The sequence below is a fragment of the Pseudonocardia sp. D17 genome, from assembly GCF_036984265.1.
Lineage (GTDB): Bacteria > Actinomycetota > Actinomycetes > Mycobacteriales > Pseudonocardiaceae > Pseudonocardia > Pseudonocardia benzenivorans.
Genome location: NZ_BPRG01000098.1, coordinates 28,338 through 51,836, shown reverse-complemented (window position 1 = coordinate 51,836; position 23,499 = coordinate 28,338). Strand labels below are relative to the sequence as shown.

The window sequence follows — 23,499 nt, the reverse complement described above, 5'->3', positions numbered from 1 at the left end:
CGTCACGGCATGTGTCCGGCGCCTTCAGGGGTCGGTGGCGCGGCGGTCGGAGCCGGTTCGGACTTCTTCCGGGGTCGCGCCCGTCCCCACTCGATGGCGAGCACCAGAAGGATGACGATCCCGATCGTGTTGATGACCGTCACCGACACGTTCGCCAGGGGCTGCGTGTAGTTGAAGATCGTCACGACGATCGCGCCCGTGATACTGCGCTGCGCGGTCGTGATTATCGATGCGTGCCTGGTCGCCGTACTCCTGCGACTGATGAGGCTGCCGAGTGCGATACCGAGGACCGGGACGGCGATCGCCGCGACATAGGCGCCCCACCACACCTCGGCGAAGAGGCTCGTGAACGCGAAGATGAAGAGATTCACGTACAGAACCAGGCAGGTGAGCTGGACGACGAGCAGCGGACGCACCCAGCTCGCCACCACCTCTTCGTAGCGAAGGCGCATCAGACAGCCGACGAGCAGCGGAAGGATCACGAACGCGAGCAGTGGCCAGGCGATGCTCCAGATCCCGATCCGCTGCACATCGGGCACGACGGCGGACATGGCGATCGGCAGCACCACCGGCACGAGGACGACCGTCACCACCACCATGACCAGGAACAGCGACGTGGACATGGCGACGTCGCCCCTGGCCAGGCGGGTGATCGCCGGGGCGAACGGCGCACCGGCCGCCAGCGCGACGATGCAGAAACCGATCTTGATGTCGGAGTCCACGGGCGCTATGGCGGCGAACCCGATGACGAGCGCCGGGAGAATCACGAAGTTGATGAGCAGCACCCGGACGGCCGCCCGCCAGTTCTGGAAGAAATGTCCCAGAATGTGCCCCACCTCGAGCCGCAGGCCGAGGGTGAAGGAATTCAAGATCGCGAACAACAGGCCGAACGAGTTGATGACGACCAGCAGTTCGTCGCTCGGCACGTCGGCCTCCTCGTCCTGCACGCGCGGGTCATCCGACTTCCGGTCCTGACAGATCGACGTGCGCGCACCGGCCCCGGCGTACGTCATCGCGACATTTACCGCCGCTCCGCGAAATGCGGTCGAGATGCCGCCGGATCCGCGGGGAAACCGATCGCGCGCCCTGGGCGGAGCGGGCGAAACGCCATCCTCCGGGCCGGGCGCGCCCGTGCATCACCTGAATCGAGTGAGCCCCCGGCAAGGCTTCCCCCGCAGAATCCGACGCCCACGGGAAGCGGGCACCGGCACCCGTGTCGGCGGCGACGACGGAGCGTGCCGCGCACCGACGGGTCGCGCCGCACCGACGCGAGTTCGGCCGCCTGCGTGGGAGACGAGCAGGGGGGCGGCATTCGTGCGGTGGACGTCGTGATCGATCCCGACGGGACGGTGCCCCCGGCCCGGCCGGACGCCGGTCCGTCGGCCGGCCGGATCGTCTGGACCGCCGTGCGGGTGGCCGCCTCCGTCGCCGCGCTGCTGACCCTCTACTACGTACTGCCCCTCGATCACTCGTCCGTCCCGGCGGCGCTGACCATGCTGCTGATCGGGCTGGCGGGCTTCGCCGTCCTGGTCTCCGTACAGGTCCGCTGGATCCTCCGGTCACACTTCCCCACCCTGCGTGGTGTCGAGGCGCTGGCCACGAGCGTGCCGTTCTTCCTGTTGCTGTTCGCCGCCAGCTACATCGCACTGGCCGCGCTGGCCCCGGACAGCTTCGGACGGCCCCTGACCCACACCGACAGTCTGTACTTCACGGTGACGGTGTTCAGCACCGTGGGCTTCGGCGACATCACCGCCCATACGCAGCCGGCACGTGTCCTGGTCACCGTGCAGATGATCACCAACCTCGTGGTCCTCGGCATCGGCATCAGGGTCATCGTCGGTGCCGTCAAGCGCGGTCGGACGAAGAACGATCACTGAGCGAGGAGCAGAGGGGTCCCCGGCCTGGTCACGGGGTCCGACGGATTCGCACCCCGCGGGTGAGCCGGGACAGGGCTGCACCAGGTATTCCGGGAACCGATCTCTGTACAGGAGGTGTGGCGAGTGGTCGCCAAGATGATCGTGCATCCCAGCATCGCGGACCGTGAGGCCCAGGGGCTGATGGCCCGGGACCGGTCGGAGCCGTCGGCCCACTCCGGTTGGCGCCCGGCGACGGACCGGCCGAACCCTGTCTCGCTGCTCGAGGAGCAGGACGCCACCCGCGAGCCCGACCTGGTGCCGGTCCGTCACGGCCGGATGATGGCGTCGCCGTTCACGTTCTACCGGGGCGGGGCGAAGATCATGGCGGTCGACCTCAAGGACACGCCGATCGCCGGTCTGGACGTGCAGCTGTGCGGCGACGCGCACCTGTCGAACTTCGGAGCGTTCGCCTCCCCCGAACGGAGGCTGCTGTTCGATGTGAACGATTTCGACGAGACGCTGCCTGGGCCGTTCGAGTACGACGTGAAGCGGATGGCGGCGAGCTTCACGATCGCCGGTCGGAACAACGGGTTCTCGGCCGCGGACGCCCGGGCGTCGACAATTGCGTCCGTCACGGCCTATCGGGAGGCGATGGCCGAGTTCGCGCAGATGCGCACGATGGACATCTGGTACGCGCGCATGGATGAGGACACGCTGATGAACGCCGTCCGCGGCGTCGTGGCCGAGTCCGAGAAGCGGGGGAAGGACACGAAGGGAAAGCAGGCGAAGAAGGAGAAGATCGCGGCGAAGGAGGCCAGACGGGCGGCGAAGACCGCCGAGAAGAACATGGCCAAGGCGCACACCCGCGACAGCCTGCAGGCGCTGTCCAAGCTCGGGGAGCTGGTCGACGGGCGGTACCGCATCGTCAGCCAGCCGCCGATCGTCGTCCCCGCACGCGAGCTGGCCCCCACGTACGGCATGTCCCCCGACGACGTCGAGCGCACGATCCGCGAACAGCTCCGCGCCTACCGGGCGACCCTGCAGGACGACCATCGCCACCTGCTGGAACGCTTCGAGGTGGTCGACATGGCGCGCAAGGTGGTCGGCGTCGGCAGCGTGGGCACCCGGGCGTTCATCGTCCTGCTGCAGGGCCGCGACGCCGACGACCCACTGTTCCTCCAGGTCAAGGAGGCCACCGCGTCGGTGCTCGAAGCCCACCTGCCACGCAGCCGCTACAAGCAGCACGGCGAGCGGGTCGTACGCGGCCAGCGGATGATGCAGGCCTCGAGCGACATCTTCCTCGGCTGGACCCGGGGCGTCGACGTGCAGCGGCACTTCTACTGGCGGCAGCTGCGCGACATGAAGGGTTCCGCCGTCGTGGAGGCGATGTCACCGCTCGGGCTCACCTTCTACGCGCGCACGTGCGGGTGGACCCTGGCGCGGGCGCACGCCCGATCCGGCGACCCGATCGCCATCTCCGAGTACCTCGGCGACGACGACGCGTTCGACCGGTCGATCACCGACTTCTCCGAGCGGTACGCGGACCAGAACGAGCAGGACTACGAGGAGTTCGTGAAGGCGATCCGGTCCGGGCGGCTGGAGGCGCTGGAGGGCGTCTGACGAGACCCGCGGCCCGACCCGCGCACACGAAATGCCGGAGGGCCCCCGACCATGACGGTCGGGGGCCCTCCGGTTGAGTAGCGGGGGCAGGATTCGAACCTGCGACCTCTGGGTTATGAGCCCAGCGAGCTACCGAGCTGCTCCACCCCGCGTTGCTGTGTTGCTGTTGTAGTGAGAACAGTACACCGGCCCGAAACGTCCTCGCATCCGGGGGGCAACCACCCGCGCGACCCCTCCGACCTGCGACGACCCGCCCGGGCGGGTCGAAACTCGTCGAAATCGGGGCCCGATGATCTTTCGTGCTCCCGGTCACACCCGGCCGTCGGCCCGTGGCCCCAGGACCGGCGGCCGGCCGAACGCGCCGACGCCCCGCCCCGGCCCGTGGCGGGCCGGTGGCGGGGCGTCGTCGTGGGCGTCAGCCGCCCTGTGCCGCCTGGAACTTCTTCACCGCGGCGTCGAGCGCGGCGAGCGCCTGGCCCTGGGCCGCGAAGTCGCCGGACTGCTGGGCCGACTTCAGCTGGGTCAACGCCTGCTCGATCTCGTTGGCCGCTGCGACGGCCGCCGGGTTCGAGCCGCCACCCCCGCCACCGCCCGCGGCAGGCGGTGGACTGGTGGCCGTGGTCGGCGGCGGCGGCGAACCGCCACCCTGGCCGGTCTGTGTCGCGCCGGAGCCGGCGCCCGCACCGAAGACCTGGTCGAGCGCGGTCGCGAGGTTGGGGCTGTAGCCGACCCGGCCCCCGTAGCTCACGAGCACTCTCGCGAGCTGCGGATAGGACGAGTCCTGCCCGGCTCTCTCGATGTAGACCGGTTCGACGTAGAGCAGCCCGCCCGCGACGGGCAGCGTCAGCAGGTTGCCGTAGTCGATCGTGGTTTGGTTCTGCCGCAACAGGTTCAGCTCCTGGGACACGCTGGGCGAGCCGAGGAACTGGGCCTGCACCTGTTGCGGCCCAAGTGTCTGGGTGTCCGCGGGTAGCTGCAGGACCGTGATCTTGCCGTAGGTCGCGGGATCGGAGCTCGCCGTCATGTAGGCGGCGAGGAACTGTCTCTGCAGGCTCACGAGCGCGCTGGTGAGCTGGAACGTCGCCCCCGGCTGGTTGGGCAGGCCCGTCAGCAGGTAGTACGGCGGCTGCGCCTCCTGGCCCGCCCCCGTGTTGCCCTGGACCGTCGGGTCGGACGGCACGTCCCAGAACGACACCGTCGAGAAGAACTCGCTCGGGTTGTCGACGTGGTAGCGCGTCAGCAGCTCGCGCTGGACCTTGAACTGGTCCTCCGGGTACCGGAAGTGCGCGCGCAGGTCCGGACTGATCGCCGACGACGGCTCCACCGTGCCCGGGAAGACCTTCTCCCAGGTCTTGAGCACGGGATCGGTGTCGTCGAAGGCGTAGAGGGTGACGGTGCCGTCGTAGGCGTCGACGGTGGCCTTCACCGAGTTCCGCAGGTAGCTGACGTTGGTGTCCGGCAGCCGCTGCACGCCGCCCTGCAGGCTGTCGCGCGTCGCGGTGCCGAGCGGGACCTGCTGGGCGTACGGGTAGTTCTGCAGCGTCGTGTAGCCGTCGACGATCCACTGGATGCGGCCGTCGACGACCGCCGGGTACGGGTCGCCGTCGAGGGTCAGCCACGGCGCGACGTTCTTCACCCGCTGCAGCGGGTCGCGGTAGTACATGATCTTCGAGTCGCTGTTGATCGACCCGTTGAAGAGGATGCGCGTCTCGCCGTAGTTGATGGCGAACACGAGGCGGTTGAACAGGTTCCCGATCGAGACCCCGCCCTTGCCCTCGTACGTGTACTGCTGCGAGTCGGAGTCGTACTCGCGCGGCGCCGCGCCTTCCGGCGCCCCGACGATCGAGTAGTCGGTGATCAGCTCGCCGTAGTAGATCCGCGGCTCGTCGACGGGGATGGCGCCCTTCGTCGACGTGTCGCTGACGGTGAACTGCGGCAGACCGCCCTGACCGCCGGTGTCCTCGAGCGCGGCGTTGACCTGGTTGGCCGGCGCGGCGACGAAGCCGTTGCCGTGGGTGTAGACGAGGTGCCGGTTGATCCAGTCGGTCTGGTTGCCGACGAGCGCGCTGCTGTCCAGCTCGCGCGCGGCGACGACGTAGTCCTGCGTCTGCCCGTTGACGTCGTAGCGGTCGATGTCGAGCTTCTGCGGGAAGCCGTAGAAGTTGCGGCGCTGCTGGAGCTGCGTGAACGTCTTGGTCAGCTTGTTCGGGTCGAGCAGCCGGATGTTCGGGATCGTGCTGGTGTCGGAGCGCACCTGGGCCGGTGTGGCCGTCGACGTCCCCGAGTACGGCTCGATCGTCACCTTGTCGTCGGTGAGCCCGAACGCCTGTCTCGTCGCCTCGATGTTGCGCGAGATCGACGTCGCCTCGCGCTCGTTGGCGTTCGGGCCGACGACGAACTGCTGCAGGATCGCGGGCCACGCCGCGCCGATCAGGATGCTCGACAGCACCAGCAGCACGAGCGCGATGGCGGGCAGCTGCAGGTTGCGCCGGAAGATCGACACGAAGAACGCGATGGCACAGATGATCGAGATGAACAGCAGGATCAGCTTGGCCGGCATGACCGCGTTCAGGTCGGTGTAGGTCGCGCCGTTGAAGTTGGCGTTGCGGTCGGAGAAGAGCAGCTCGTAGCGGTCGAAGAAGTACGCGAGCGCCTTGAGCAGGACGAACACACCGGCCAGCGTGGCCAGGTGGGCGCGCGCCGCGGAGGAGATCTGGCCCGACCGGCCGGAGAGCCGGATGCCGCCGAACAGGTAGTGGGTGATGAGGGCGAAGACGAACGAGATCGCGACGCCGACCATCACCCAGTCGAGCAGCAGCCGGTAGAAGGGCAGGTCGAACGCGTAGAAGCTGACGTCCTTGCCGAACACCGGGTCCGTCTGGCCGAAGGACGTGCCGTGCAGGAACATCTGGACGGTCTGCCAGTCGCCCTGCGCCGCGAGCCCCGCGATGATGCCGACGATCACCGGGATGCCGATCGCGAAGAGCCGCAACCGCTGGATGACGACGGTGCGGTAGCGGGCGATCGGGTCCTCGGGGCCGCTGACCGGGACGAAGACCGGGCGGAAGCGGTAGGCCAGCCACATCGACAGCCAGACGAGCCCGCCGAGGAGCAGGCCGCCGAGCACGAACTGCACGGTGCGGGTGAACAGCACCGTCGTGAACACCTCGCGGAAGCCGACCTCACCGAACCACAGCCAGTTGACGTAGAAGTCGATGAGCCGCGACCCGCCGAAGAGGAGCACGACCACCACCGCGGCGATGATCAGCAGGATCCGGGTGCGGCGGGGTAACGAGGGGACTCCCACCGGGGGCCGCATGGCCACGGGACACGCTCCTGACGTCGGGTGCGAACTGCCGGGCGCCGCCACGGACCGGACGCGGCGGTGACGGCGTCGTCGTCGGACGGGGTCGTCGGACGGTGTCGTCGCAGCCGCACGGCGGTGCGCCTGACGAGCCAACTCTACGGAAGGGGCGTGTGGTTCCCGTTGCGCGGGCCGAGTTGGCCAATCGTGACGATTCGGATACCTCCCGCACGCCGCCACGCCCTCGGCGAACAGCGACGCTCCACGTCACCGAGGTTGTCCGGTCCGCGTACCGTGGAGCCATGAGTGACGTCCCGTTCGGCTTCGGACCCGCAGACCGCGACAAGGACCGCGACCGGCCCGACGGCGAGGGCTCGGAGCCGCAGGGGCCCCAGGACCCCTTCGGCCTCGGCAACCTGCCGGGCATGCCGCCCGGCGGCTTCCCCGGCATGCCGGGGATGCCCGGGATGGGCGGCCCGGGGGGCTTCGACATGAGCCAGCTCGGTCAGATGTTCACGCAGCTGGGGCAGATGCTCAGCCACGCACAGAGCGGCGGCGACGGCCCCGTCAACTACGAGCTCGCCACCCAGATCGCGACGCAGGCGCTGGCGCAGAGGACGTCGTCGTTGACCGACGCGCAGCGCACCGCCGCCGCCGACGCCGTGAAGCTCGCCGAGCTGTGGCTCGACGCGGCCACCGACTTCCCCGCGGGCGCGACGGACGCGGTGGCCTGGACGCCGACCGACTGGGTCAAGGCGAGCATGCCGACGTGGAAGCGGCTGTGCGACCCGGTCGCGCGCCGCGTCTCCGGCGCCTGGGTGGAGGGCCTGCCGGAACAGGCGAAGCAGGCCGCGGGCCCGATGCTCGCCATGGTCGGCCAGATGGGCGGACTCGCCTTCGGCAGCCAGCTCGGCAGCGGGCTGGGCGAGCTCGCGGCCGAGGTGCTCACCTCCACCGACGTCGGCTTCCCGGTCGGCCCCGCAGGCACGGCCGCGCTGCTGCCCGAGGCGATCGAGAAGTTCACCACCGGGCTCGACCGCCCGGCCGGCGAGGTCATGATCTTCCTGGCCGCCCGCGAGGCCGCCCATCAGCGGCTGTTCACCCACGTGCCGTGGCTGCGGGAGCGGCTGCTCGGCGCGGTCGAGCAGTACGCGCAGGGCATCACCGTCGACACGTCGCGGATCGAGGAGCTGGCCTCGTCGATCGACCCGTCCAACCCCGAGTCGATCCAGCAGGCCATGCAGGGCGGCATGTTCGAGCCGCAGACGACGCCGGAGCAGAAGGCCGCGCTGGCCCGCCTGGAGACACTGCTGGCGCTCATCGAGGGCTGGGTCGACGCCGTCGTCGCCGAGGCCGTCGGCGAGCGGCTGCCCGGCGCCGAGGCCCTGCGCGAGACCCTGCGCCGCCGGCGCGCCTCCGGGGGGCCCGCCGAGCAGGCGTTCGCGACCCTCGTCGGGCTGGAGCTGCGGCCACGTCGGCTGCGGGCGGCCGCGGAGCTGTGGAAGCTCCTCGGCGAGCAGCGCGGCACCGCGGGCCGCGACGCGCTGTGGGCGCACCCCGACCTGGTCCCCACCGCCGACGACCTCGACGACCCCGCGGCCTTCGTCGCCGGTTCCGACGACGTCGACCCGATCGCCGAGATCGAGCGGCAGCTCCAGCGCGACCGCGACACCGACGCGGCCATGGACGCGGCCAAGGAGGCCGCCGAGCGTCGCAAGGCGGCCGGGGAGACCGAGGCCGCTGCGGAGCAGGACGACGACACGACCGGCGACAAGACCGACGACAAGACCGGCGAGAAGACCGGCGACTCCGACGGCGACCCCGGCGAGGGGCCGGCGCAGCGCTGACCCGTCAGCCGGCGGCGGCGTCCCCGTCGTCGATCGCGGCGATCCCGTCGAGCCCGCCGCCCAGCGCGGCGTCGGGCTCGGCATCCGCGTCGTCGGCGGGATCGTCGGTCGCGTCCCCGTCGGTCCCGACGAGCCCCAGGCCCGCGGCGGCCGACAGCCCCTCAAGGTAGCCCATCGCCCGCTCGGTGCGCGGATAGCGCCGCACGAGTGCCCAGAACTCCTCGTCGTGCCCGGGCACGAGCAGGTGCGCCAGCTCGTGGACGAGCACGTAGTCGACGACCCAGCCCGGCACGTCCCGCAGCCGCTCGCTGACCCGGATCGTCCCGTCGGCGGGCGTGCACGACGCCCACCGGGTGCGCATGGGGGCGACCCAGCGCACCGACGTCGGGACGGTCTCGGGCCCCAGGTACCGACGGGCGAGCTCGAGGCTGCGCCGGTGGAGCGCCTCGTTGCCGCTGCGGGCCGGGGACCGGCGACGCGCCTCGCTGCGTTCGAGGCGGCGGACCATCTCGTCCACCCACCGCCGTTCCTCGGACTCGCTCATCCAGCCCGGGATGAAGACGATGACCGTGTCGCCTTCTCGCCGAGCGCTCACCATCCGCCGCCGCCGGTCGCTCCTACGGACCTCGACGGCTGAGGGTCCCGCCATGGGTCAAGACTAATCCCGTCGGCGGCCCACGTCGTCACGTCACCGGTCCGGACGGCTCGCCGGGGCGGCCGCGGGGTGGTCGCACCCGCAACGGGGCCACCCGTCCTCCCGCGGGCGGCAGCCGTCGCGGCGCACCATCGGCCCGTGATCCCGCACCTTCCCGACGTGCTCGTCGTCGACCCGCACCGGCCGTTGCTCGCGCCCGCGCCCGGCACCCGCGTGATCGGCCTCGCGCCCGGAACGGCCGTCGTCGTCGAGGACCTGACGCCGCCGCTCGCGGCGATGCTCGACGCCTTCGCCCGCCCCGCCGATCCCGACCGGGTCCTGGTCGGGGCCGTCGCCGCGGGCGCCGACCCGCGCGAGGCGAGGGCGCTGCTGGCCGACCTGCTGGCCCGGGGCGCGGTCGTCGACGCCGGTGCGCCCGCCCGGGTCGCGCGGCGCCGGGCGACGAGCAGCGTCCGCGTCGTCGGCGACGGACCGTTGGCGATCGGGGTGGCCTGCGGGCTCGCGGCCGCGGGCGTCGGCACTGTCGAGGTGCGCGCCGAGGGCGTCGTGCTGGCCGACGACGTCGGGACCGGTTGGCTGGAGGCCGACCGCGGCCATCCGCGGGCCGCCGCGGCGGCCGACGCGCTGCGCCGGGTGGCCGCGCGCGTCGCCGTCCGGTTGCCGCACCGGGCGCGGCCGGACCTCGTCGTGCTCGCCGACGCCGCCGGCGCCGATCCACTCACGGTCCGTGACCTCGTCGCGAGAGGGACGACGCACCTGCAGGTCCGCACGCGCGACGGTCGCGGGGTCGTCGGCCCACTGGTGCTGCCGGGGCGCAGCGCGTGCCTCGAGTGCCTCGACCGGCACCGGGCAGCGCGTGAGCCCGGGTGGGCCGGGGTCGCGGCAGGCATCGCCCGGGTCCGCGGCACGGCCGACGCCGCCGCCGTCGTGGCGACGATCGGCGTCGCGACGGCCCAGGTACTCGCCGTCGTCGACGGCGCGAGAGTGCCGCCCGCCACGTTGGACGCGACGGTCGAGATCGACGCAGCGACGGCCCGGACGACGCGTCGTCGCTGGTCACGTCATCAGGAATGCCCCTGCTCGACGGGTACCGCGGCTGTGCCGGGCATCCCGGTACCCCGGGCGCGCCGGGACGCGGAATGCACGAGGGGCCCCCGTCGGGAGACAATCGACGTGTGACTGACATCCCCCGCCGGACCGTGTCGCGGACCGCGAAGCTCGCCGGGCTCCCGCTCGGCGTCGCCGGCCGGGCCGCCGCGGGCTGGGGACGCCGGCTCGTGGGCGGCGACGCCGAGCAGATCTCCGCCCAGCTCATGGCCAAGAGCGCCGAGCAGCTGTTCGCCGTCCTCGGCGAGCTCAAGGGCGGCGCGATGAAGTTCGGCCAGGCACTGAGTGTGTTCGAGGCGGCCGTTCCGGAGGAGCTCGCCGGGCCCTACCGGGAGGCGCTGACCAAGCTCCAGTCGGCCGCGCCACCGATGCCGTTCGCCGACGTCGAGCGGATGCTCGCCGAGCAGTTCGGACGCAACTGGCCCAGCCGCTTCCAGGAGTTCGACGAGACGCCGGCCGCCGCGGCGAGCATCGGCCAGGTACACCGCGCCGTCTGGCGCGACGGGCGCGACGTCGCCGTCAAGGTGCAGTACCCGGGCGCCGAGGAGGCCGTCCTGTCGGACCTGCGGCAGCTGTCGCGGATGAGCCGGCTGCTGCAGCCGCTGGCGCCGGGCATGGAGATCAAGCCGCTCATCGAGGAGATGCGCGAGCGGATGGTCGAGGAGCTCGACTACCGCGACGAGGCCGACAACCAGCGGAAGTTCGCCGCCGAGTTCGACGGCGACGACAAGGTCCGCGTGCCCAAGGTCGTCGCCTCGGCGCCGCGCGCGATGGTCACCGAATGGGTCACGGGCACCCCGATGTCGTCGATCATCCGCGACGGCAGCACGGAGCGCCGCGACCAGGCCGGGGCCCTGCTCGCCGAGTTCCACTACTCGGCACCCGCGCGGCTCGGGCTGCTGCACGCCGACCCGCACCCGGGCAACTTCCAGGTCGTCGACGACGGCCGGCTGCTCGTGCTCGACTACGGCGCCGTCGCGCGACTGCCCGGTGGGCTGCCCCGCGAGCTGACGATCATGACGCGCTACGCGCTGCAGCAGCGGCCCGACGACCTGATGGACCTCATGGTCGCCGAGGGCTTCGTGAAGCCGGACACGGGCGTCACGGCCGAGGAGGCGATCGCCTACCTCTCGCCGTTCACCGACCCGCTGCGCACCCCGACCTTCACCTTCAGTCGCGCCTGGCTGCGTGCGCAGGCCGAGCGCGTGGGCGACCTGCGCAGCCCCGACTTCGACACCGGCCGGTTCCTCAACCTCCCGCCGCAGTACCTGCTGGTGCACCGGGTCACCCTCGGCACACTGGGCGTGCTCTGCCAGCTCGGGGCGCAGGTCCCGCTGCGCGGCATCGTCGGACATTGGCAGCCCGAGCTGTTCGCCGACGACACGCCCGTCGCGGGGGGCTGAGCCGCTCCGATTCGGGCGTCGCCGACCCGCTCCGGTTCGTCAGGAACGGCACTTTCCCGCAACCTGGTTGCGGGAAAGTGCCGTTCCTGCAATACGGGGCAGGACCCCGAGATATGTCGACGCCCGCCCCCGACCGGATGGTCACGGGGGCGGGCGTCGTCGCATCACGGCGCCGGTAGCAGGTGCGCCGTGGGCCCGCGGGTCAGCCGGCGGCGGCGCGGGCGCGCTCGGCGCTGCGCCGGGCGCGCTGCTCGGCGTATCGAGCCAGCCGCGCCCAGCGTCGACCCGCGGCCACGGAACGCACCAGCCGGTGTCGGCGGGCTTGTTCCTCGGCCTCCTGCCTTCGCGATCGGGCCATGGCTTCATGGATGAGCATCTGGGCTCCCTCGGAGATCCCGGCCGGTCGCCGGCCGTCGGTCACGATGTCGGGGGTGTCCACGGCGACTGCCGGGTTGAGGTCGTTCATCTCGGTCTCCTCGGGATCGGTGGAATCGGTGTGCGTGATCGGAACGGTCAGGCGCCGAGCGCCGCGTAGTACGCGCGGTCGCGCTCCAGGTCGGTCTTGCGGGGGCGTCCCCTCGGGCGCTTGCGCGGGATCACCGCGCCACGCTCGAAGATCTCGCCGCCCCAGACGCCCCAGGGCTCTTCCCTGCTCAGCGCGCCCGCCAGGCACTCGACCCGGATCGGACACCCCCCGCAGAGCGCCTTGGCCTGCTCCAGCTCCCGCGGCGACTCGGCGAACCACAGGTCCGCGTCGCCGCTGCGACAGGGCAGGTCGAGACCGGCGGCCGGAGCCGCGTCCAGCAAGGTCCCCACGCCGGAGGCGGTGTCGCCACCTGCCAGCTCGGGGCTGATCGCTCCGCTCTCCAACGGAACTGATCTGCCTAGCACCACTACCTCCTGGTGAGAGATGTGATCGATGGAAAAGTGAACTGACACAACGAAAAAGGGCCGCGGTCCCCAGGTGTGTGGGTTCCGCGGCCCTCTTTCGAGAATCGGCCGATGGGAGCGAGGCCTACGTTCGGTGTCGGCTCCCTGAAACGGACACACCTGTGTTGTTGTCGACGAGCGTCGGCAGCGCCGCGCGCTGCACGACCGGCAGCCCGAACTGCTCGGTCCGCGCGACGGCCCACTCCACGAGGCGCAGACGGGCACCGCTGACACGGGTGCCGGCGCAGGCGGAGGTGCCGAAACCGTCGATCGTCATGATCGTGTTCATCAGGGGCACCTCCTTCGCGCGCTCGCGCGGGTGACGACGGGCTGTTCCCGTTCGGTGCATCGACCTTAGAAGGGCCGCGACGCCGGGCACAACCTATTTAAAAGGTTGCATGGAGAATCATCGGCGGTCGGCGACCAGCGCGAGGACGTCGGAGCCGTAGCGGTCGAGCTTGCGGGCGCCGATGCCGGGGATGCCCACGAGCGCGGCGACGTCGGCGGGACGGTGCTCCGCGATCGCGGCGAGGGTGGCGTCGGTGAACACGACATAGGCCGGGACCTGCTGTTCCTTCGCCGTCGACGCCCGCCACGAACGCAGCCGGTCGAGCAGCTCCATGTCCACATCGGACGGACAGTCGCCGCAGCGGCGCATCTTCATCGCCTCGGCGCCCAGCAGCGGCGAACCGCAGACGCGGCACCGCGGTTTGCTGCCGCCCGTACGCGACTCCGCGATCCGCGACGCCGGGTGGTGGTCGGGGATCAGGCCGTGGAGGAACCGGCTGCGACGGCGCTGCCGGCCCTTGCCCGGGCTGCGCGACAGCGCCCACGACAGCGCCAGGACCCGGCGGGCCCGGGTGATGCCGACGTAGAGCAGCCGGCGCTCCTCCTCGATCGCGTCGTCGTCGCCCTCGGCGTGCTGGATCGGCAGCGTCCCGTCGACGAGCCCCACGAGGAACACGACGTCCCACTCCAGCCCCTTGGCGGCGTGCAGCGAGGCCAGCGTGACGCCCTGCACCGTCGGCGGGTGGGCGGCGTCGGCGCGTGCCTCGAGCTCGGCCACGAATCCCGGCAGGTCGAGCCCCTCGCGCACCGCGACGAGCTCCTCGGCCAGCCCGACGAGGGCCAGCAGCGACTCCCACTGCGTGCGCGCACTCGCGCCGGCGGGTGGCTCGTCGGTGAGGCCGACGGGCGCGAGCAGTGCCCGGACGGTGCCGACGAGGTCGTCGTCGGCCGCCCGGCCGCCCGCCATGCGCAGCACCGACACCGCACGTCGGATCTCCGGCCGCTGGAAGAACCGCTCCCCGCCGCGGACCTGGAACGGGATGCCCGCCTCGGCCAGCGCCTGCTCGTAGGCCTCGGACTGGGCGTTGATCCGGAAGAGGACGGCGATCTCGGCGGCGGGGGTGCCGTCGGCGATGAGCTTCCGGATCCGGCGGGCGACGGCGGCGGCCTCGGCGGGCTCGTCGTCGTGCTCGGTGAAGTCGGGGTCGGGACCGGGGGGCAGCTGCCCCTCCAGCCGCAGCCGGGAGCCGGCCACGCGCCCGCGCGCCGCCGAGATCAGCGTGTTCGCGGCGGCGACGACCTGCGGCGTCGACCGGTAGTCGCGCTGCAGCCGGACGACGACCGCCTCGGGGAAGCGCCGCGGGAAGTCGAGCAGGTGGCGGGGCGTCGCGCCAGCGAACGTGTAGATGGTCTGGTTCGCGTCGCCGACGACGGTGAGGTCGTCGCGCTCGCCGAGCCACGCGTCGAGCACCCGCTGCTGCAGCGCCGTGACGTCCTGGTACTCGTCGACGACGAAGCAGCGGTACCGGTCGCGGAACTCCTCGGCGACGCCCACGTGGTCCTCGAGGATCGCCGCGGTGTGCAGCAGCAGGTCGTCGAAGTCGAGCATCTCGGCCTGGTTCTTGAGTTCCTCGTACTGCGCGTAGACCGCGGCGACCTGCTCGGCCGGGCCCGGGGTGTCGCGGCGCAGCCGGGCGACCGCGGCCGGGTACTCGGCCGGCGTGATCAGGCTGGACTTGGCCCATTCGATCTCGGTCGCGAGGTCGCGCACCGCGTCCTGGTCGGTGCCCGCGCGGGCCCGGACCGCGGCCTGGCCGACGGCACGGAACTTGTGCTCGAGCAGCTGCCACTGCCGGTCGCCGACGACCTGCGGCCAGAAGTAGCGCAGCTGGCGCAGCGCGGCGGCGTGGAACGTGCGGGCCTGCACACCGGCCGCGCCCAGCGCGCGCAGCCGCGTCCGCAGCTCACCCGCCGCCCGCGCGGTGAAGGTGACCGCCAGGACCTGGCCGGGTGCGACGTGCCCCGTCGCGACGAGATGCGCGATCCGCCGGGTGATCGTGCGGGTCTTGCCGGTGCCCGCGCCCGCGAGGACGCACACCGGGCCGCGCGGCGCCGTCACCGCCGCGAGCTGCTCCTCGTCGAGATCGTGCAGCGGATCGGCGGTCACGGCCCCATCCTCGCAGGCCTCCCCGACGCTTCCGGAGACCTCCCGCGTGGGCGGCGGCCCGGTGCGGGCACGGGTGAGATGCGGCACACACATGCGGCGGAAGCAATGTCCGCGCCAGGCCGTTGACCAGGACATGGCCCAGTTGACTGTGTACTCGACCACGTGGTGCGGCTACTGCCGCCGCCTCAAGCTCCAGCTCGACGAGGCGGGCATCGAGTACAGGGAGATCGACATCGAGCGCAACGCCGACGCGGCGCGCTTCGTCGAGGGCGTCAACGGCGGGAACCAGACCGTGCCGACGGTCCTGTTCCCCGACGAGACGACCGCGACGAACCCCTCGTTCGCGCAGGTCAAGGCCAAGCTGGAGGCCGAGGCCGCCTGATCGTCCCGTGACCGGCCCGGCGCCTGCGGCGCCGGGCCGGTCCACGTCGGTCCGGCTTGACCACCCTCACAGTCAGTCCAGCGCCGCCCACGACTCCAACATCGACCGGGCGATCGAGACCCGGCCCGGCAGCAGGACGACCTTGCTCCCGCTCACGGCCGTGGGATCGCCCGCCCAGTCGCCGCGGGCCAGGCCCGCGCGCAGCTCCTCGCGGGTGATCCAGACGGCGTCCTCGATCTCGCCGTCGGCCGGGAACAGCGGCTGTGCCGGGTCCGCGACGGCCTGGAAACCGACCATCAGCGACCGCGGGAACGGCCAGGCCTGGCTGCCCAGGTAGCCGATGTCGGTGACCTCGACGCCGACCTCCTCGCCGATCTCGCGGGCGACGCACGCCTCCAGCGACTCCCCCGCCTCGACGAACCCGGCGAGCACCGAGTAGCGGCCGGGCGGCCACACGGGCTGGCGGGCCAGCAGGACCTTGTCCGCGCCGTCGTGCACGAGGCAGATGACGGCCGGATCGGTCCGCGGGTACTCCTCGTGGTCGTTCGCCTCGCAGCGGCGGACCCAGCCGCCGTTGTGCGCGTGCGTCGGCGAGCCGTCCCGGGAGCAGAAGCGGGCGGTCTCGTGCCAGTTGAGCGACGCGACGGCCGTCGTCATCAGGCCCGCGCCCAGCGCGTCGAGCTCCGCGCCGACGGCACGCAGGTCGGCCCACTCGGCCGGGTCGTCGCCCGCGACGAGGTCGGGCATCCCGCGCACGGCCCAGTAGGCGACGCCCTCGGCCTCGCCGAGCAGCACCGCCCCCGGGGGCGGCGCGTCGCCCGTCGTCGGACGGGTGCGCAGCCGCACGCCCGAGCCGGACGCGGCGTCCCAGGCGGCGGCGTCACCCTCGCGGAAGGCGGCCTCCGGGGCCGAGTCCCAGCTGACGGGGGTGCGCCCCTTGTCGTCGACGACGACCAGCCGCGCGGTCGGCCAGCCGGCGAGCTGGCGGGCCGCGTCGGTGCGCAGCGGCTCGTCGCGCAGCGCCGCGGCCCGGGACAGCAGCGGCGGGGTGTGCAGTGCGAAGCCGGTCACGGGCCCTCGATCCCGCCGAGCGCGCGGACCCCGGCCCCGATCACCTCGGCGTCGCCCACGACGACGCCGGTGAACGTGCTGGGCGCGAAGAACTCGAGCGCCGCCGCGGCGACCTGCTCCGTGGTGACGGCCGTCAGCCGCCCCGGGTGCGCGCGCAGCCAGTCGACGTCGAGGCCGTCGGCGGCCAGCGAGGTGAGCATCCCCGCGAGCCCGCCCTGGCTGTCGAGCGAGATCAGCAACGACCCGATGGCGTAGGCGCGGGCCGCTTCCACCTCGTCGGCCGACGGCGGCACCGCCGTCATCCGGCCGAGCTCGTAGCGGGTCTCCAGCAGCGCCGCGGCGGTGACGTCGCTCGCGACGTCGGTCTCGACGCCCAGCAGCGCGCCGCCCGGCACGAACTCCGTGCCGGAGTGCGCGCCGTAGGTGTACCCCTTGTCCTCGCGGATGTTCTCCATCCAGCGCGAGGAGAAGTAGCCGCCGAAGACGAGGTTGGCCAGCTGCAGCGCCGCGTAGCCGTCGTCGTCACGGCGCAGCGCGCGGCCGGAGAGCCGCAGCTGCGACTGCACCGAACCCGGCCGGTGGACCAGCAGCAGGTCGCCCGGATCGGGCAGCGGCGGTGGATCGAGCTCACGGGCGTCGTGCCCGGCCGTCCAGCCGGCGAGCGCGTCGCCGACGTGCGCGATCGCGGCCTGCGGGTCGATGTCGCCGACCAGCGTCAGGATCGACCCGCCCGGGACGAGTGCGGCGGCCTGCAGCGCGCGGACCTGTTCGGCGGTGACGGCGGAGACCTCCTCGGCCCGGGGCATCTCCCGCGTGATCGGGTGATCGCCGAACCGCCTGCGCTGCAGCGCCTCGCGGGCGATCGTGCGCGGTTGGGCGCGGGCGACGGCGATGCGCTCGGCGAGCCGTTCACGTTCCCGGGCCACCTCGGCGTCGGGGTGCGTCGCGGCGGTGAGCACGTCGGCCAGCACGGCGAGGACCCGCGGCAGCCCGTCGGACAGCCCGGAGCCGCCGATCGACAGCCGCTCGGGGTCGACGCTCACGCCGAGGTCCGCGCCGACGGCGGCGAGCTCGTCGTCGATCTCCACGCGGTCGCGGTCAGCGGTGCCGGTCAGCAGCGTCGAGGACAGCAACTCGGCGACGGCCGGGTGGTCGGCGTCCGAACCCGCGACCGGGACGCGCAGCCGCAGCTCGACCATCGGTACTCCGGGCCGGCGCGCGGCCAGCACCCGCAGCCCCGACGGCAGGGTCTGCTCGACGACGTCGGGCAGCGCGACCTCGCGCGTCTCCCCCAGCGCCGGGAGCGGCCGCGGGCCCGTGGCCGTGCGGCCGATCTCCTCGGCGGTGCGGTGCGTCGTCACGGCGGTCACGCGTCCTCCTCCTGCCCCTGGGAACCGGGTTCGACGAGCAGCACACCGCGCCCGCCGGACCGCAGTGCGCCGGCCGCGGCCGCCACCTGGGCCGGGGTCAGCGCCGCGAGGCGGTCGGTGAGCTCGAGGGTGATCTCGGCACGGCCGTAGAGCAGCTCACGGGCGCCCAGGCCGAGCATCCGGTACATCACGCGGTCGTTCTCCTGGTGCAGCGCGGCCGACCAGCGGGCCACCTGCCGGGCCAGCTCGTCGGCGCTCGGCGGCGACGCGGCCAGCTTCTCCAGCTCCTCGTCGACGGCGCCGATCACCCGGTCGGGCTCGACGGCGGCCGGGTGCACCGCGGTGACGGTGAACGTGTCGGGGTCGCGGGCGTCGAGGGAGCCCATCAGGCCCGCGCTCGCCGAGACGTCGGTGACCAGGCCGTCGGCGTGCACGAGACGACGCTGCAGCCGGGCGGCCTCGCCGTCGCCCAGCACGGACGCGAGCAGCACGTGCGCGAGGTAGCCGTCGAGGTCGGCGCCCGGGTCGGGCAGCCGGAACCCCATCGCGAGCGCGGGCAGCGGGGCGTGCGCGTCGAGCACCGACTGCCGGCGCTCGGCCCCGGGAGCGGGCTCGGCGAAGCTCGGCCGCTCGGGCGTCGGGCGGGCCGGGATGTCGCCGAAGTGCGCGTCGACCCGGGCGAGCGTGGTGTCGACGTCGATCGGCCCGGCCACCGTCAGCTGTGCGTTGCCCGGCGCGTAGTAGGTGTCGAAGAACGCCGCGGCGTCGTCGAGGCTCGCCTGCTCCAGCTCGGAGAAGTCGCCGTAGCCGTTGTGCGCGTTGGGGAAGGTGTCGTACAGGACCGGCGGCAGCAGGATCCAGGGGAACCCGCCGTACGGCCGGTTCAGGACGTTGAGCCGGATCTCCTCCTTCACGACGTCGACCTGGTTGCGCAGGTTCTCCTCGGTGAGCTTGGGCGCGCGCAGCCGGTCGGCCTCGAGGAACAGCGCACGCTCCAGCGCCGCGGCGGGCAGGACCTCGAAGTAGTCGGTGTAGTCCTGGTGGGTCGAGCCGTTGAACACCCCGCCCGAGCCCTGGACGTGCCGGAAGTGCGCGAGCTTCTCGAGGCTCTCGCTGCCCTGGAACATCAGGTGCTCGAACAGGTGCGCGAACCCCGTCCGGCCCTCGGGCTCGGACCGGAAGCCGACGTCGACGTGAACGGCGACCCCGACGACGGGCGTCGCGGGATCGGGGACGAGCAGCACACGCAACCCGTTGGGGAGCGTCGCGCGGTGGAGTTCGATCGACACGAGGGTGACACTAACCCTCGCACCGGCACCGTGCCGTCACTCCCGCACGGCCGTGAGCGCGACCGTCCGGACGGCGGCACCCGAGCGGTAGGTGAGGCTGATGTCGGGCTGCCCGGCCCGTGCCCGGAGCTCGGCGACGGTCAGCTGGTCGGCGCTGACCGCCGGGCTGCCGGCGATCTCGGTGACGACGTCGCCCACCGCGATGCCCGCCTGCGCGGCCGGGCTCCCCGGGGCGACCGCGACGACGGCCAGGCCCGCCGGCAGTCCGAGCCGGTCCGCGAGGCCCGGCGAGACCACGCGCAGGGTCAGCCCGACGGTGTAGTGGGTGACCGAGCCGGTCCGGATGAGCTCGTCGCCGATCGGCATCGCCGCGTCGACCCCGATCGCGAAGCCGAGCCCGACGCTGCCCCCGCCGGACTGGCCGGCCTCGTTGGGCACCGTCGCGATCGCCGTGTTGATCCCGACGAGCCGCGCGTCGCAGTCGACGAGCGGTCCCCCGCTGTTGCCGGGGTTGATGGCCGCGTCGGTCTGCACGGCGTTGAAGAGGTGCGCCGTGCCACCGGCGTCGGCGGGGAGCTGCATCTGCCGGTCCAGTGCGCTGACGATGCCCGCAGTCACGGTCCCGACCAGGCCGAGGGGCGCGCCGAGCGCGACGACCGGCTGACCGACGACCAGGTCCTGCGAGCGCCCGACCGAGATCACCGGCAGCCCCGGGTCGGTCGCCGCCCGGACCACGGCGAGATCGGTGAGCGGGTCGCGGCCGACGATCTGCGCCGCCGAGGTGGCGCCGGTGCTGTAGCGGACCTGCACCGCGCCGCCGCCCGCCCCGGCCGACACGACGTGGTCGTTGGTCAGCACGTAGCCCCCGGAGCGCACGATCTCCCCGGAACCCGACCCGCCGGGGGCGCCGCCGGGGGTCGTCACGACGATCGTCACCACCGAGGGCATCCCCGCGTCGGAGACCGCGGTGGCGTCGCAGGCCGTCGCCGGGCCGGCCGTCGCGCGCACCACGACGCCGCCGACGACGCCCCCGAGTACCGCGGCGAGCACCAGCGACAGCACCAGGACGAGGGGGCGGCCCAGCAGCGGGCGGCGCGGGGACGCGGGATCGTTCGGCATCGCTCGGCTCCGCTCCCGGGTGCGGACGACCCGGTCCACAAGAGACTCTGCAGGATCCTGCGGCCCCGCCGACAGCTGCGACGGGGTTACCTCGCCGGAAGGACGACGAACTGGCGCAGCGCGAGGTCGGGATAGGTGACCGGGCCGCGGGGGCCGGGCGAGCGGTCGACGTTGATCCCCGTCTCCGGTAGGCCGAGCAGCTTGTAGCCGTCGAGCAGGCGGGTCGTCGTGTTCCAGAAGACGCCGGTGCCGGTGTAGGCGTCGATGAACGCCGTCGCGACGGCCTCGTCCTGCGCGCACACGGTCGCGGCCAGGCCGCTCGTCTCGCGGGAGGCGGTGAGCGCGGCGTCGACGGCACCGTCGACGGGCTGCACGGTCACGTGCGCCTCGCTGCCGGAGTCGAGCGCCCACTCGTGCCCGAGCCGGTGGGCGTGCGGCGGGAGGCTCAGCGCGATCCCCTTGCCCGTCAGCACCTTCTCGGCGACCGGGAGCAGCGCGTCGTAGACGGGGCGGTCGATGAGCAGGAGGTTGAGCCGGTTGCAGACGCCGAGCCGGTCGGTGCCGGCGTCGACGAGCCCGGCGACGGCCTCGGGGTCGGCGCTCGCGTCGAGGTAGAGCACCCCGCCCCCGTCGGCGTGGGCCAGGATTCGGGTCCCCGCGGTGGCGCCGAGCGCCGAGAGCCGCCGGGTGACCTCGCCGCTGCCGCGCACGACGACCAGCGGCACGAGGTCGGGCAGCCCGACGAGCGCGTCGGCGCCGGCGTGCCCGGGCGTCGGGACCAGCTGGACCGCCGCCGGCGGCACCCCGTTGGCGTCGAGGGCCGGCGCGATCACCTGCTCGACGAGCGTGGTGGCGCTGCCGAGCGCGGCCGCGCCGGTGCGCAGGACGGCGGCGCTGCGCGCCTTGAGGACCTGCGAGGCGACGTCGACGGTGACATTGGGACGGGCCTCGAACACCGCACCGATGACGCCGACCGGGATGCGCCGCTCCAGCACTCGCTCGCCGCCCGGCAGCGTGCGCACCTCGCGCTCGGTGGGCGGCTCGGGGGTGTCGGCCAGGACCTCGAGCTGGACGGCCATGTCCGCCAGGCGCTCCGGGCTGAGGGTGAGACGGTCGAGCAGGCCCGAGGCCATCCCGCCCGCCCGCGCCGTGTCGACGTCGGCGGCGTTGGCGGCCAGCACCCTCTCGGCCCGCTCGCGCAGCAGCCGGGCGGCGGTGCGCAGCGCGGCGTCGATCGCCGGGCCGCCCGCCGCACGGACCCCCGGGGCGGCCGCGGCGGCACGCTGCGCGGCGGCGCGGACGGCGGCGAACTCGGGGGCCTGCTGGTCGGCGGCGGGGCTGGTGCTCACGGTCGGGAACCGTACCCGGCTCGCCGGGCGCCGTCCGTGAGTGGCAATGGTCGCCATGGCGACGATTGCCACTCACGAGGTCTGCGCCTGCCACTCACGAGGTCTGCGCCTGCCACTCACGAGGCCTGTGCCTGCCACTCAGAGGTCTGTGCCGGGGTCGCGAACACCACGACGTTGTCGTCGTAGCTGCGCGCGACCGGGTCGAAGCGGCCGCCGCAGGTGATCAGCACCAACCGTGGGGCGCCGTCGCGGGCGAAGGTCCCGGGCGGGAGGTCGGCCTTGCGGTACTCGCGCCGGGCCACGACCTCGTAGCCGACGTCGCGGCCGTCGGCGCCCCGCACGGTGACCCGTTCACCGACGCGCAGGTCGCGCAGCACCGCGAAGGCTCCGAGGCCGGCGACCCGGGAGTCGACGTGGCCCGCCAGTACGACCGAGCCCGTCGCCGAACCCGGCAGCGCGCCCGGCGACCACCAGCCGACGGTCGTGGGGTGCTCGGGCAGGGTCAGCGACCCGTCGGGGGCGGTCGACACCGGAACCACCGGGGTGTCGACGCCGCGGATCGTGACCGTGGCCGGGACGACGCCGGGCGCGACCGGTACCCCCGCAACGGGCGCGGCCACCGGAACCGTTCCGACGTCGTGCGCCGGGCGGGCGACCAGCAACAGGACGCCGGCGAGCACGCAGACCGCACCGAGCACCCCGGCCAGGACGCGCCACCGCCGGAGTCCGCCGCGCGCGTGGCCACTTCTCGCCGTGTCGTCGCCAGGGCTGTCGAGCCCGGCGGCGGGAGCCGTCATCAGGCGTGGCGGCGACGCCAGAGGCCCGCACCGGCGAGCAGCACCGCACCGCCGCCGATGAGCGCGATCGGGAGGGCGGCGTCGGCACCCTCGGCGGCCTGGCCGCCGGTGCCCGCGTTCACCGAGCCGGGGGTGCTCGAACCCGCCGTGCCCGAGGCCGCGGTCAGCTTCGCGTGGAGCGCGTCGAGCTTGGTGAGCGCGTCCTGCGCGGCCTGCTTGGCCTCCGCGGAGGCACCGGGGTCGTTCAGGATCGCGTTCGCGGCGTCGCGGGCCTGCTGCTCCATGTCGAGCGCGGCGCGCAACCAGGCCTGGTCGAACGGCTGCCCGCTGCGGGCCTGCAGGTCGTCGATCACCTGCTGCTGCTGGGCGGTCAGCGCGTCGGTCAGCGCGACGCCCTGGGCCGTGGCCTGGTCGCGGATCGCCTTGTCGAGGGCCTGGCCCTGCGCCGTCACGTCGGGGGCGAGGCCCTTGACCTGGTCACCGACGCCCTGGTCGGTCCCGAGACCACCCAGGGCGACGAGCCCGAGCGCGCCCTGGTGGGCCTGACCGAACGCGGCACGCTGGGCGTCGGTCGCCTGACCGCCGGCACCCGGCTGCGCCGAGGCGGCGGGCGGCGGGGTCGCGCCGGGGGCGGGCGCGTCGCTGCTGCCCGACGAACAGGCCGCGGCGCCCGCGAGGGCGAGACCGGCGACGAGGGTTCCGGCGGCGATGCGGCCGGGTCGGTGGCTCATGGGATGGCTCCATGTCGGGTCGGCGGATCGTCGGTCGCGCCAATACTCCATCCGGCGTAACGCCCCCGCACGGCGGGACCCCCCGAATCGGCCCGAATCGGCCCGATCGGGGACGAGTTGCGCCGCGCGGCCGCCGGGCCGGCGGCCTCCGGACCCCGGACCGCGGGGCCGACCGCGGCCGGGAAGCGTGCCTGCCGATCCGGCCGGGTGTCTG

Annotated in this window: 20 protein-coding genes and 1 tRNA gene; 6 read left to right on the top strand and 15 right to left on the bottom strand. The window is 73.2% G+C overall.

What is annotated here, in order from left to right:
* Window positions 1-2: 2 nt before the first annotated feature.
* Window positions 3-1,013: a bile acid:sodium symporter family protein gene (locus PSD17_RS16575; protein ID WP_339123377.1), complete on the bottom strand. Its 1,011-nt coding sequence runs from the start codon at window positions 1,011-1,013 to the stop codon at window positions 3-5.
* Between the two features lie 306 nt (window positions 1,014-1,319).
* Between PSD17_RS16575 and PSD17_RS16570 the strand changes: the two genes are divergently transcribed.
* Complete coding sequence (locus PSD17_RS16570; protein ID WP_339123375.1) at window positions 1,320-1,877, top strand: potassium channel family protein; 558 nt, start codon at window positions 1,320-1,322, stop codon at window positions 1,875-1,877.
* Between the two features lie 123 nt (window positions 1,878-2,000).
* Window positions 2,001-3,476, top strand: a complete 1,476-nt coding sequence (locus PSD17_RS16565; protein WP_103379736.1) for a DUF2252 domain-containing protein — start codon at window positions 2,001-2,003, stop codon at window positions 3,474-3,476.
* A gap of 78 nt (window positions 3,477-3,554) precedes the next feature.
* Here the strand turns inward: PSD17_RS16565 and PSD17_RS16560 are convergent.
* Together PSD17_RS16560 and PSD17_RS16555 are read right to left on the bottom strand one after the other, a co-directional pair.
* Window positions 3,555-3,628 (bottom strand) — tRNA-Met (locus PSD17_RS16560).
* Window positions 3,629-3,891: 263 nt separating this feature from the next.
* Window positions 3,892-6,795, bottom strand: coding sequence for a UPF0182 family protein (locus PSD17_RS16555; RefSeq protein ID WP_173400086.1), 2,904 nt, complete (start codon window positions 6,793-6,795; stop codon window positions 3,892-3,894).
* Window positions 6,796-7,082: 287 nt separating this feature from the next.
* On the opposite strand from PSD17_RS16555, the gene PSD17_RS16550 reads away from it, so the two are divergent.
* A complete protein-coding gene (locus PSD17_RS16550) occupies window positions 7,083-8,627 on the top strand; it encodes a zinc-dependent metalloprotease (RefSeq protein ID WP_339123373.1) in 1,545 nt (514 codons plus the stop codon).
* 4 nt (window positions 8,628-8,631) lie between these two features.
* Here the strand turns inward: PSD17_RS16550 and PSD17_RS16545 are convergent, their stop codons facing one another.
* Window positions 8,632-9,171 carry a M48 metallopeptidase family protein gene (locus tag PSD17_RS16545; RefSeq protein ID WP_339123371.1) on the bottom strand — a complete coding sequence of 180 codons (540 nt, stop codon included), beginning with the start codon at window positions 9,169-9,171 and terminating at the stop codon, window positions 8,632-8,634.
* A gap of 249 nt (window positions 9,172-9,420) precedes the next feature.
* Here PSD17_RS16545 and PSD17_RS16540 point away from each other — a divergent pair, with 249 nt between their 5' ends.
* A complete protein-coding gene (locus PSD17_RS16540) occupies window positions 9,421-10,461 on the top strand; it encodes a ThiF family adenylyltransferase (RefSeq protein ID WP_103379754.1) in 1,041 nt (346 codons plus the stop codon).
* A complete protein-coding gene (locus PSD17_RS16535) occupies window positions 10,422-11,792 on the top strand; it encodes an ABC1 kinase family protein (protein WP_013673309.1) in 1,371 nt (456 codons plus the stop codon). The genes PSD17_RS16540 and PSD17_RS16535 overlap by 40 nt, the downstream gene beginning before the upstream one ends.
* 202 nt (window positions 11,793-11,994) lie before the next feature.
* Here the strand turns inward: PSD17_RS16535 and PSD17_RS16530 are convergent, their stop codons facing one another.
* The 4 genes from PSD17_RS16530 to PSD17_RS16515 all read right to left on the bottom strand — a co-directional run bounded on the left by PSD17_RS16530 (window position 11,995) and on the right by PSD17_RS16515 (window position 15,177).
* Window positions 11,995-12,258 (bottom strand): hypothetical protein, encoded by a 264-nt coding sequence (locus PSD17_RS16530; protein ID WP_013673308.1) that lies wholly within the window; start codon window positions 12,256-12,258, stop codon window positions 11,995-11,997.
* A 47-nt stretch (window positions 12,259-12,305) separates the two neighbouring features.
* Window positions 12,306-12,683: a WhiB family transcriptional regulator gene (locus PSD17_RS16525; protein WP_013673307.1), complete on the bottom strand. Its 378-nt coding sequence runs from the start codon at window positions 12,681-12,683 to the stop codon at window positions 12,306-12,308.
* A 124-nt stretch (window positions 12,684-12,807) separates the two neighbouring features.
* Window positions 12,808-13,011, bottom strand: coding sequence for a hypothetical protein (locus PSD17_RS16520; RefSeq protein ID WP_339123366.1), 204 nt, complete (start codon window positions 13,009-13,011; stop codon window positions 12,808-12,810).
* Between the two features lie 117 nt (window positions 13,012-13,128).
* Window positions 13,129-15,177: an ATP-dependent DNA helicase UvrD2 gene (locus PSD17_RS16515; RefSeq protein ID WP_339123364.1), complete on the bottom strand. Its 2,049-nt coding sequence runs from the start codon at window positions 15,175-15,177 to the stop codon at window positions 13,129-13,131.
* A 133-nt stretch (window positions 15,178-15,310) separates the two neighbouring features.
* On the opposite strand from PSD17_RS16515, the gene PSD17_RS16510 reads away from it, so the two are divergent.
* Window positions 15,311-15,559, top strand: coding sequence for a mycoredoxin (locus tag PSD17_RS16510; protein WP_013673304.1), 249 nt, complete (start codon window positions 15,311-15,313; stop codon window positions 15,557-15,559).
* A gap of 72 nt (window positions 15,560-15,631) precedes the next feature.
* Here the strand turns inward: PSD17_RS16510 and nudC are convergent, their stop codons facing one another.
* The 7 genes from nudC to PSD17_RS16475 form a co-directional block, all read right to left on the bottom strand.
* Window positions 15,632-16,630: an NAD(+) diphosphatase gene (nudC, locus tag PSD17_RS16505; protein ID WP_013673303.1), complete on the bottom strand. Its 999-nt coding sequence runs from the start codon at window positions 16,628-16,630 to the stop codon at window positions 15,632-15,634.
* The gene (locus tag PSD17_RS16500) at window positions 16,627-18,000 is read right to left on the bottom strand and encodes a M16 family metallopeptidase (RefSeq protein ID WP_339123361.1); all 1,374 of its coding nucleotides are present in this window, start codon (window positions 17,998-18,000) and stop codon (window positions 16,627-16,629) included. The genes nudC and PSD17_RS16500 overlap by 4 nt, the downstream gene beginning before the upstream one ends.
* Entirely contained in the window at window positions 17,997-19,289 is a 1,293-nt protein-coding gene (locus PSD17_RS16495) for a M16 family metallopeptidase (protein WP_013673301.1), read from the bottom strand. Before PSD17_RS16495 ends, PSD17_RS16500 begins: the two co-directional genes overlap by 4 nt.
* Before the next feature lie 36 nt (window positions 19,290-19,325).
* Window positions 19,326-20,408 (bottom strand): S1C family serine protease, encoded by a 1,083-nt coding sequence (locus PSD17_RS16490; RefSeq protein WP_339123359.1) that lies wholly within the window; start codon window positions 20,406-20,408, stop codon window positions 19,326-19,328.
* An 86-nt stretch (window positions 20,409-20,494) separates the two neighbouring features.
* The gene (locus PSD17_RS16485; protein ID WP_339123358.1) at window positions 20,495-21,814 is read right to left on the bottom strand and encodes an aldehyde dehydrogenase family protein; all 1,320 of its coding nucleotides are present in this window, start codon (window positions 21,812-21,814) and stop codon (window positions 20,495-20,497) included.
* Between the two features lie 59 nt (window positions 21,815-21,873).
* On the bottom strand, window positions 21,874-22,554 hold the full coding sequence (locus PSD17_RS16480; RefSeq protein WP_339123357.1) for a class F sortase: 681 nt from the start codon (window positions 22,552-22,554) through the stop codon (window positions 21,874-21,876).
* Entirely contained in the window at window positions 22,554-23,285 is a 732-nt protein-coding gene (locus tag PSD17_RS16475) for a DUF4142 domain-containing protein (RefSeq protein ID WP_339123356.1), read from the bottom strand. Before PSD17_RS16475 ends, PSD17_RS16480 begins: the two co-directional genes overlap by 1 nt.
* Between the last annotated feature and the right edge of the window lie 214 nt (window positions 23,286-23,499).

Bases quoted from the DNA above. Each gene is read 5' to 3' on its own strand.
- PSD17_RS16480 (WP_339123357.1), bottom strand. From the start codon at position 22,554: ATGACGGCTCCCGCCGCCGGGCTCGACAGCCCTGGCGACGACACGGCG.
- PSD17_RS16510 (WP_013673304.1), top strand. From the start codon at position 15,311: ATGGCCCAGTTGACTGTGTACTCGACCACGTGGTGCGGCTACTGCCGC.
- PSD17_RS16530 (WP_013673308.1), bottom strand. From the start codon at position 12,258: ATGAACGACCTCAACCCGGCAGTCGCCGTGGACACCCCCGACATCGTG.
- PSD17_RS16550 (WP_339123373.1), top strand. From the start codon at position 7,083: ATGAGTGACGTCCCGTTCGGCTTCGGACCCGCAGACCGCGACAAGGAC.
- PSD17_RS16545 (WP_339123371.1), bottom strand. From the start codon at position 9,171: ATGAGCGAGTCCGAGGAACGGCGGTGGGTGGACGAGATGGTCCGCCGC.
- PSD17_RS16485 (WP_339123358.1), bottom strand. From the start codon at position 21,814: ATGGCGACCATTGCCACTCACGGACGGCGCCCGGCGAGCCGGGTACGG.
- PSD17_RS16535 (WP_013673309.1), top strand. From the start codon at position 10,422: ATGCACGAGGGGCCCCCGTCGGGAGACAATCGACGTGTGACTGACATC.
- PSD17_RS16575 (WP_339123377.1), bottom strand. From the start codon at position 1,013: ATGACGTACGCCGGGGCCGGTGCGCGCACGTCGATCTGTCAGGACCGG.
- PSD17_RS16555 (WP_173400086.1), bottom strand. From the start codon at position 6,795: ATGCGGCCCCCGGTGGGAGTCCCCTCGTTACCCCGCCGCACCCGGATC.
- PSD17_RS16490 (WP_339123359.1), bottom strand. From the start codon at position 20,408: ATGCCGAACGATCCCGCGTCCCCGCGCCGCCCGCTGCTGGGCCGCCCC.
- PSD17_RS16520 (WP_339123366.1), bottom strand. From the start codon at position 13,011: ATGAACACGATCATGACGATCGACGGTTTCGGCACCTCCGCCTGCGCC.
- PSD17_RS16475 (WP_339123356.1), bottom strand. From the start codon at position 23,285: ATGAGCCACCGACCCGGCCGCATCGCCGCCGGAACCCTCGTCGCCGGT.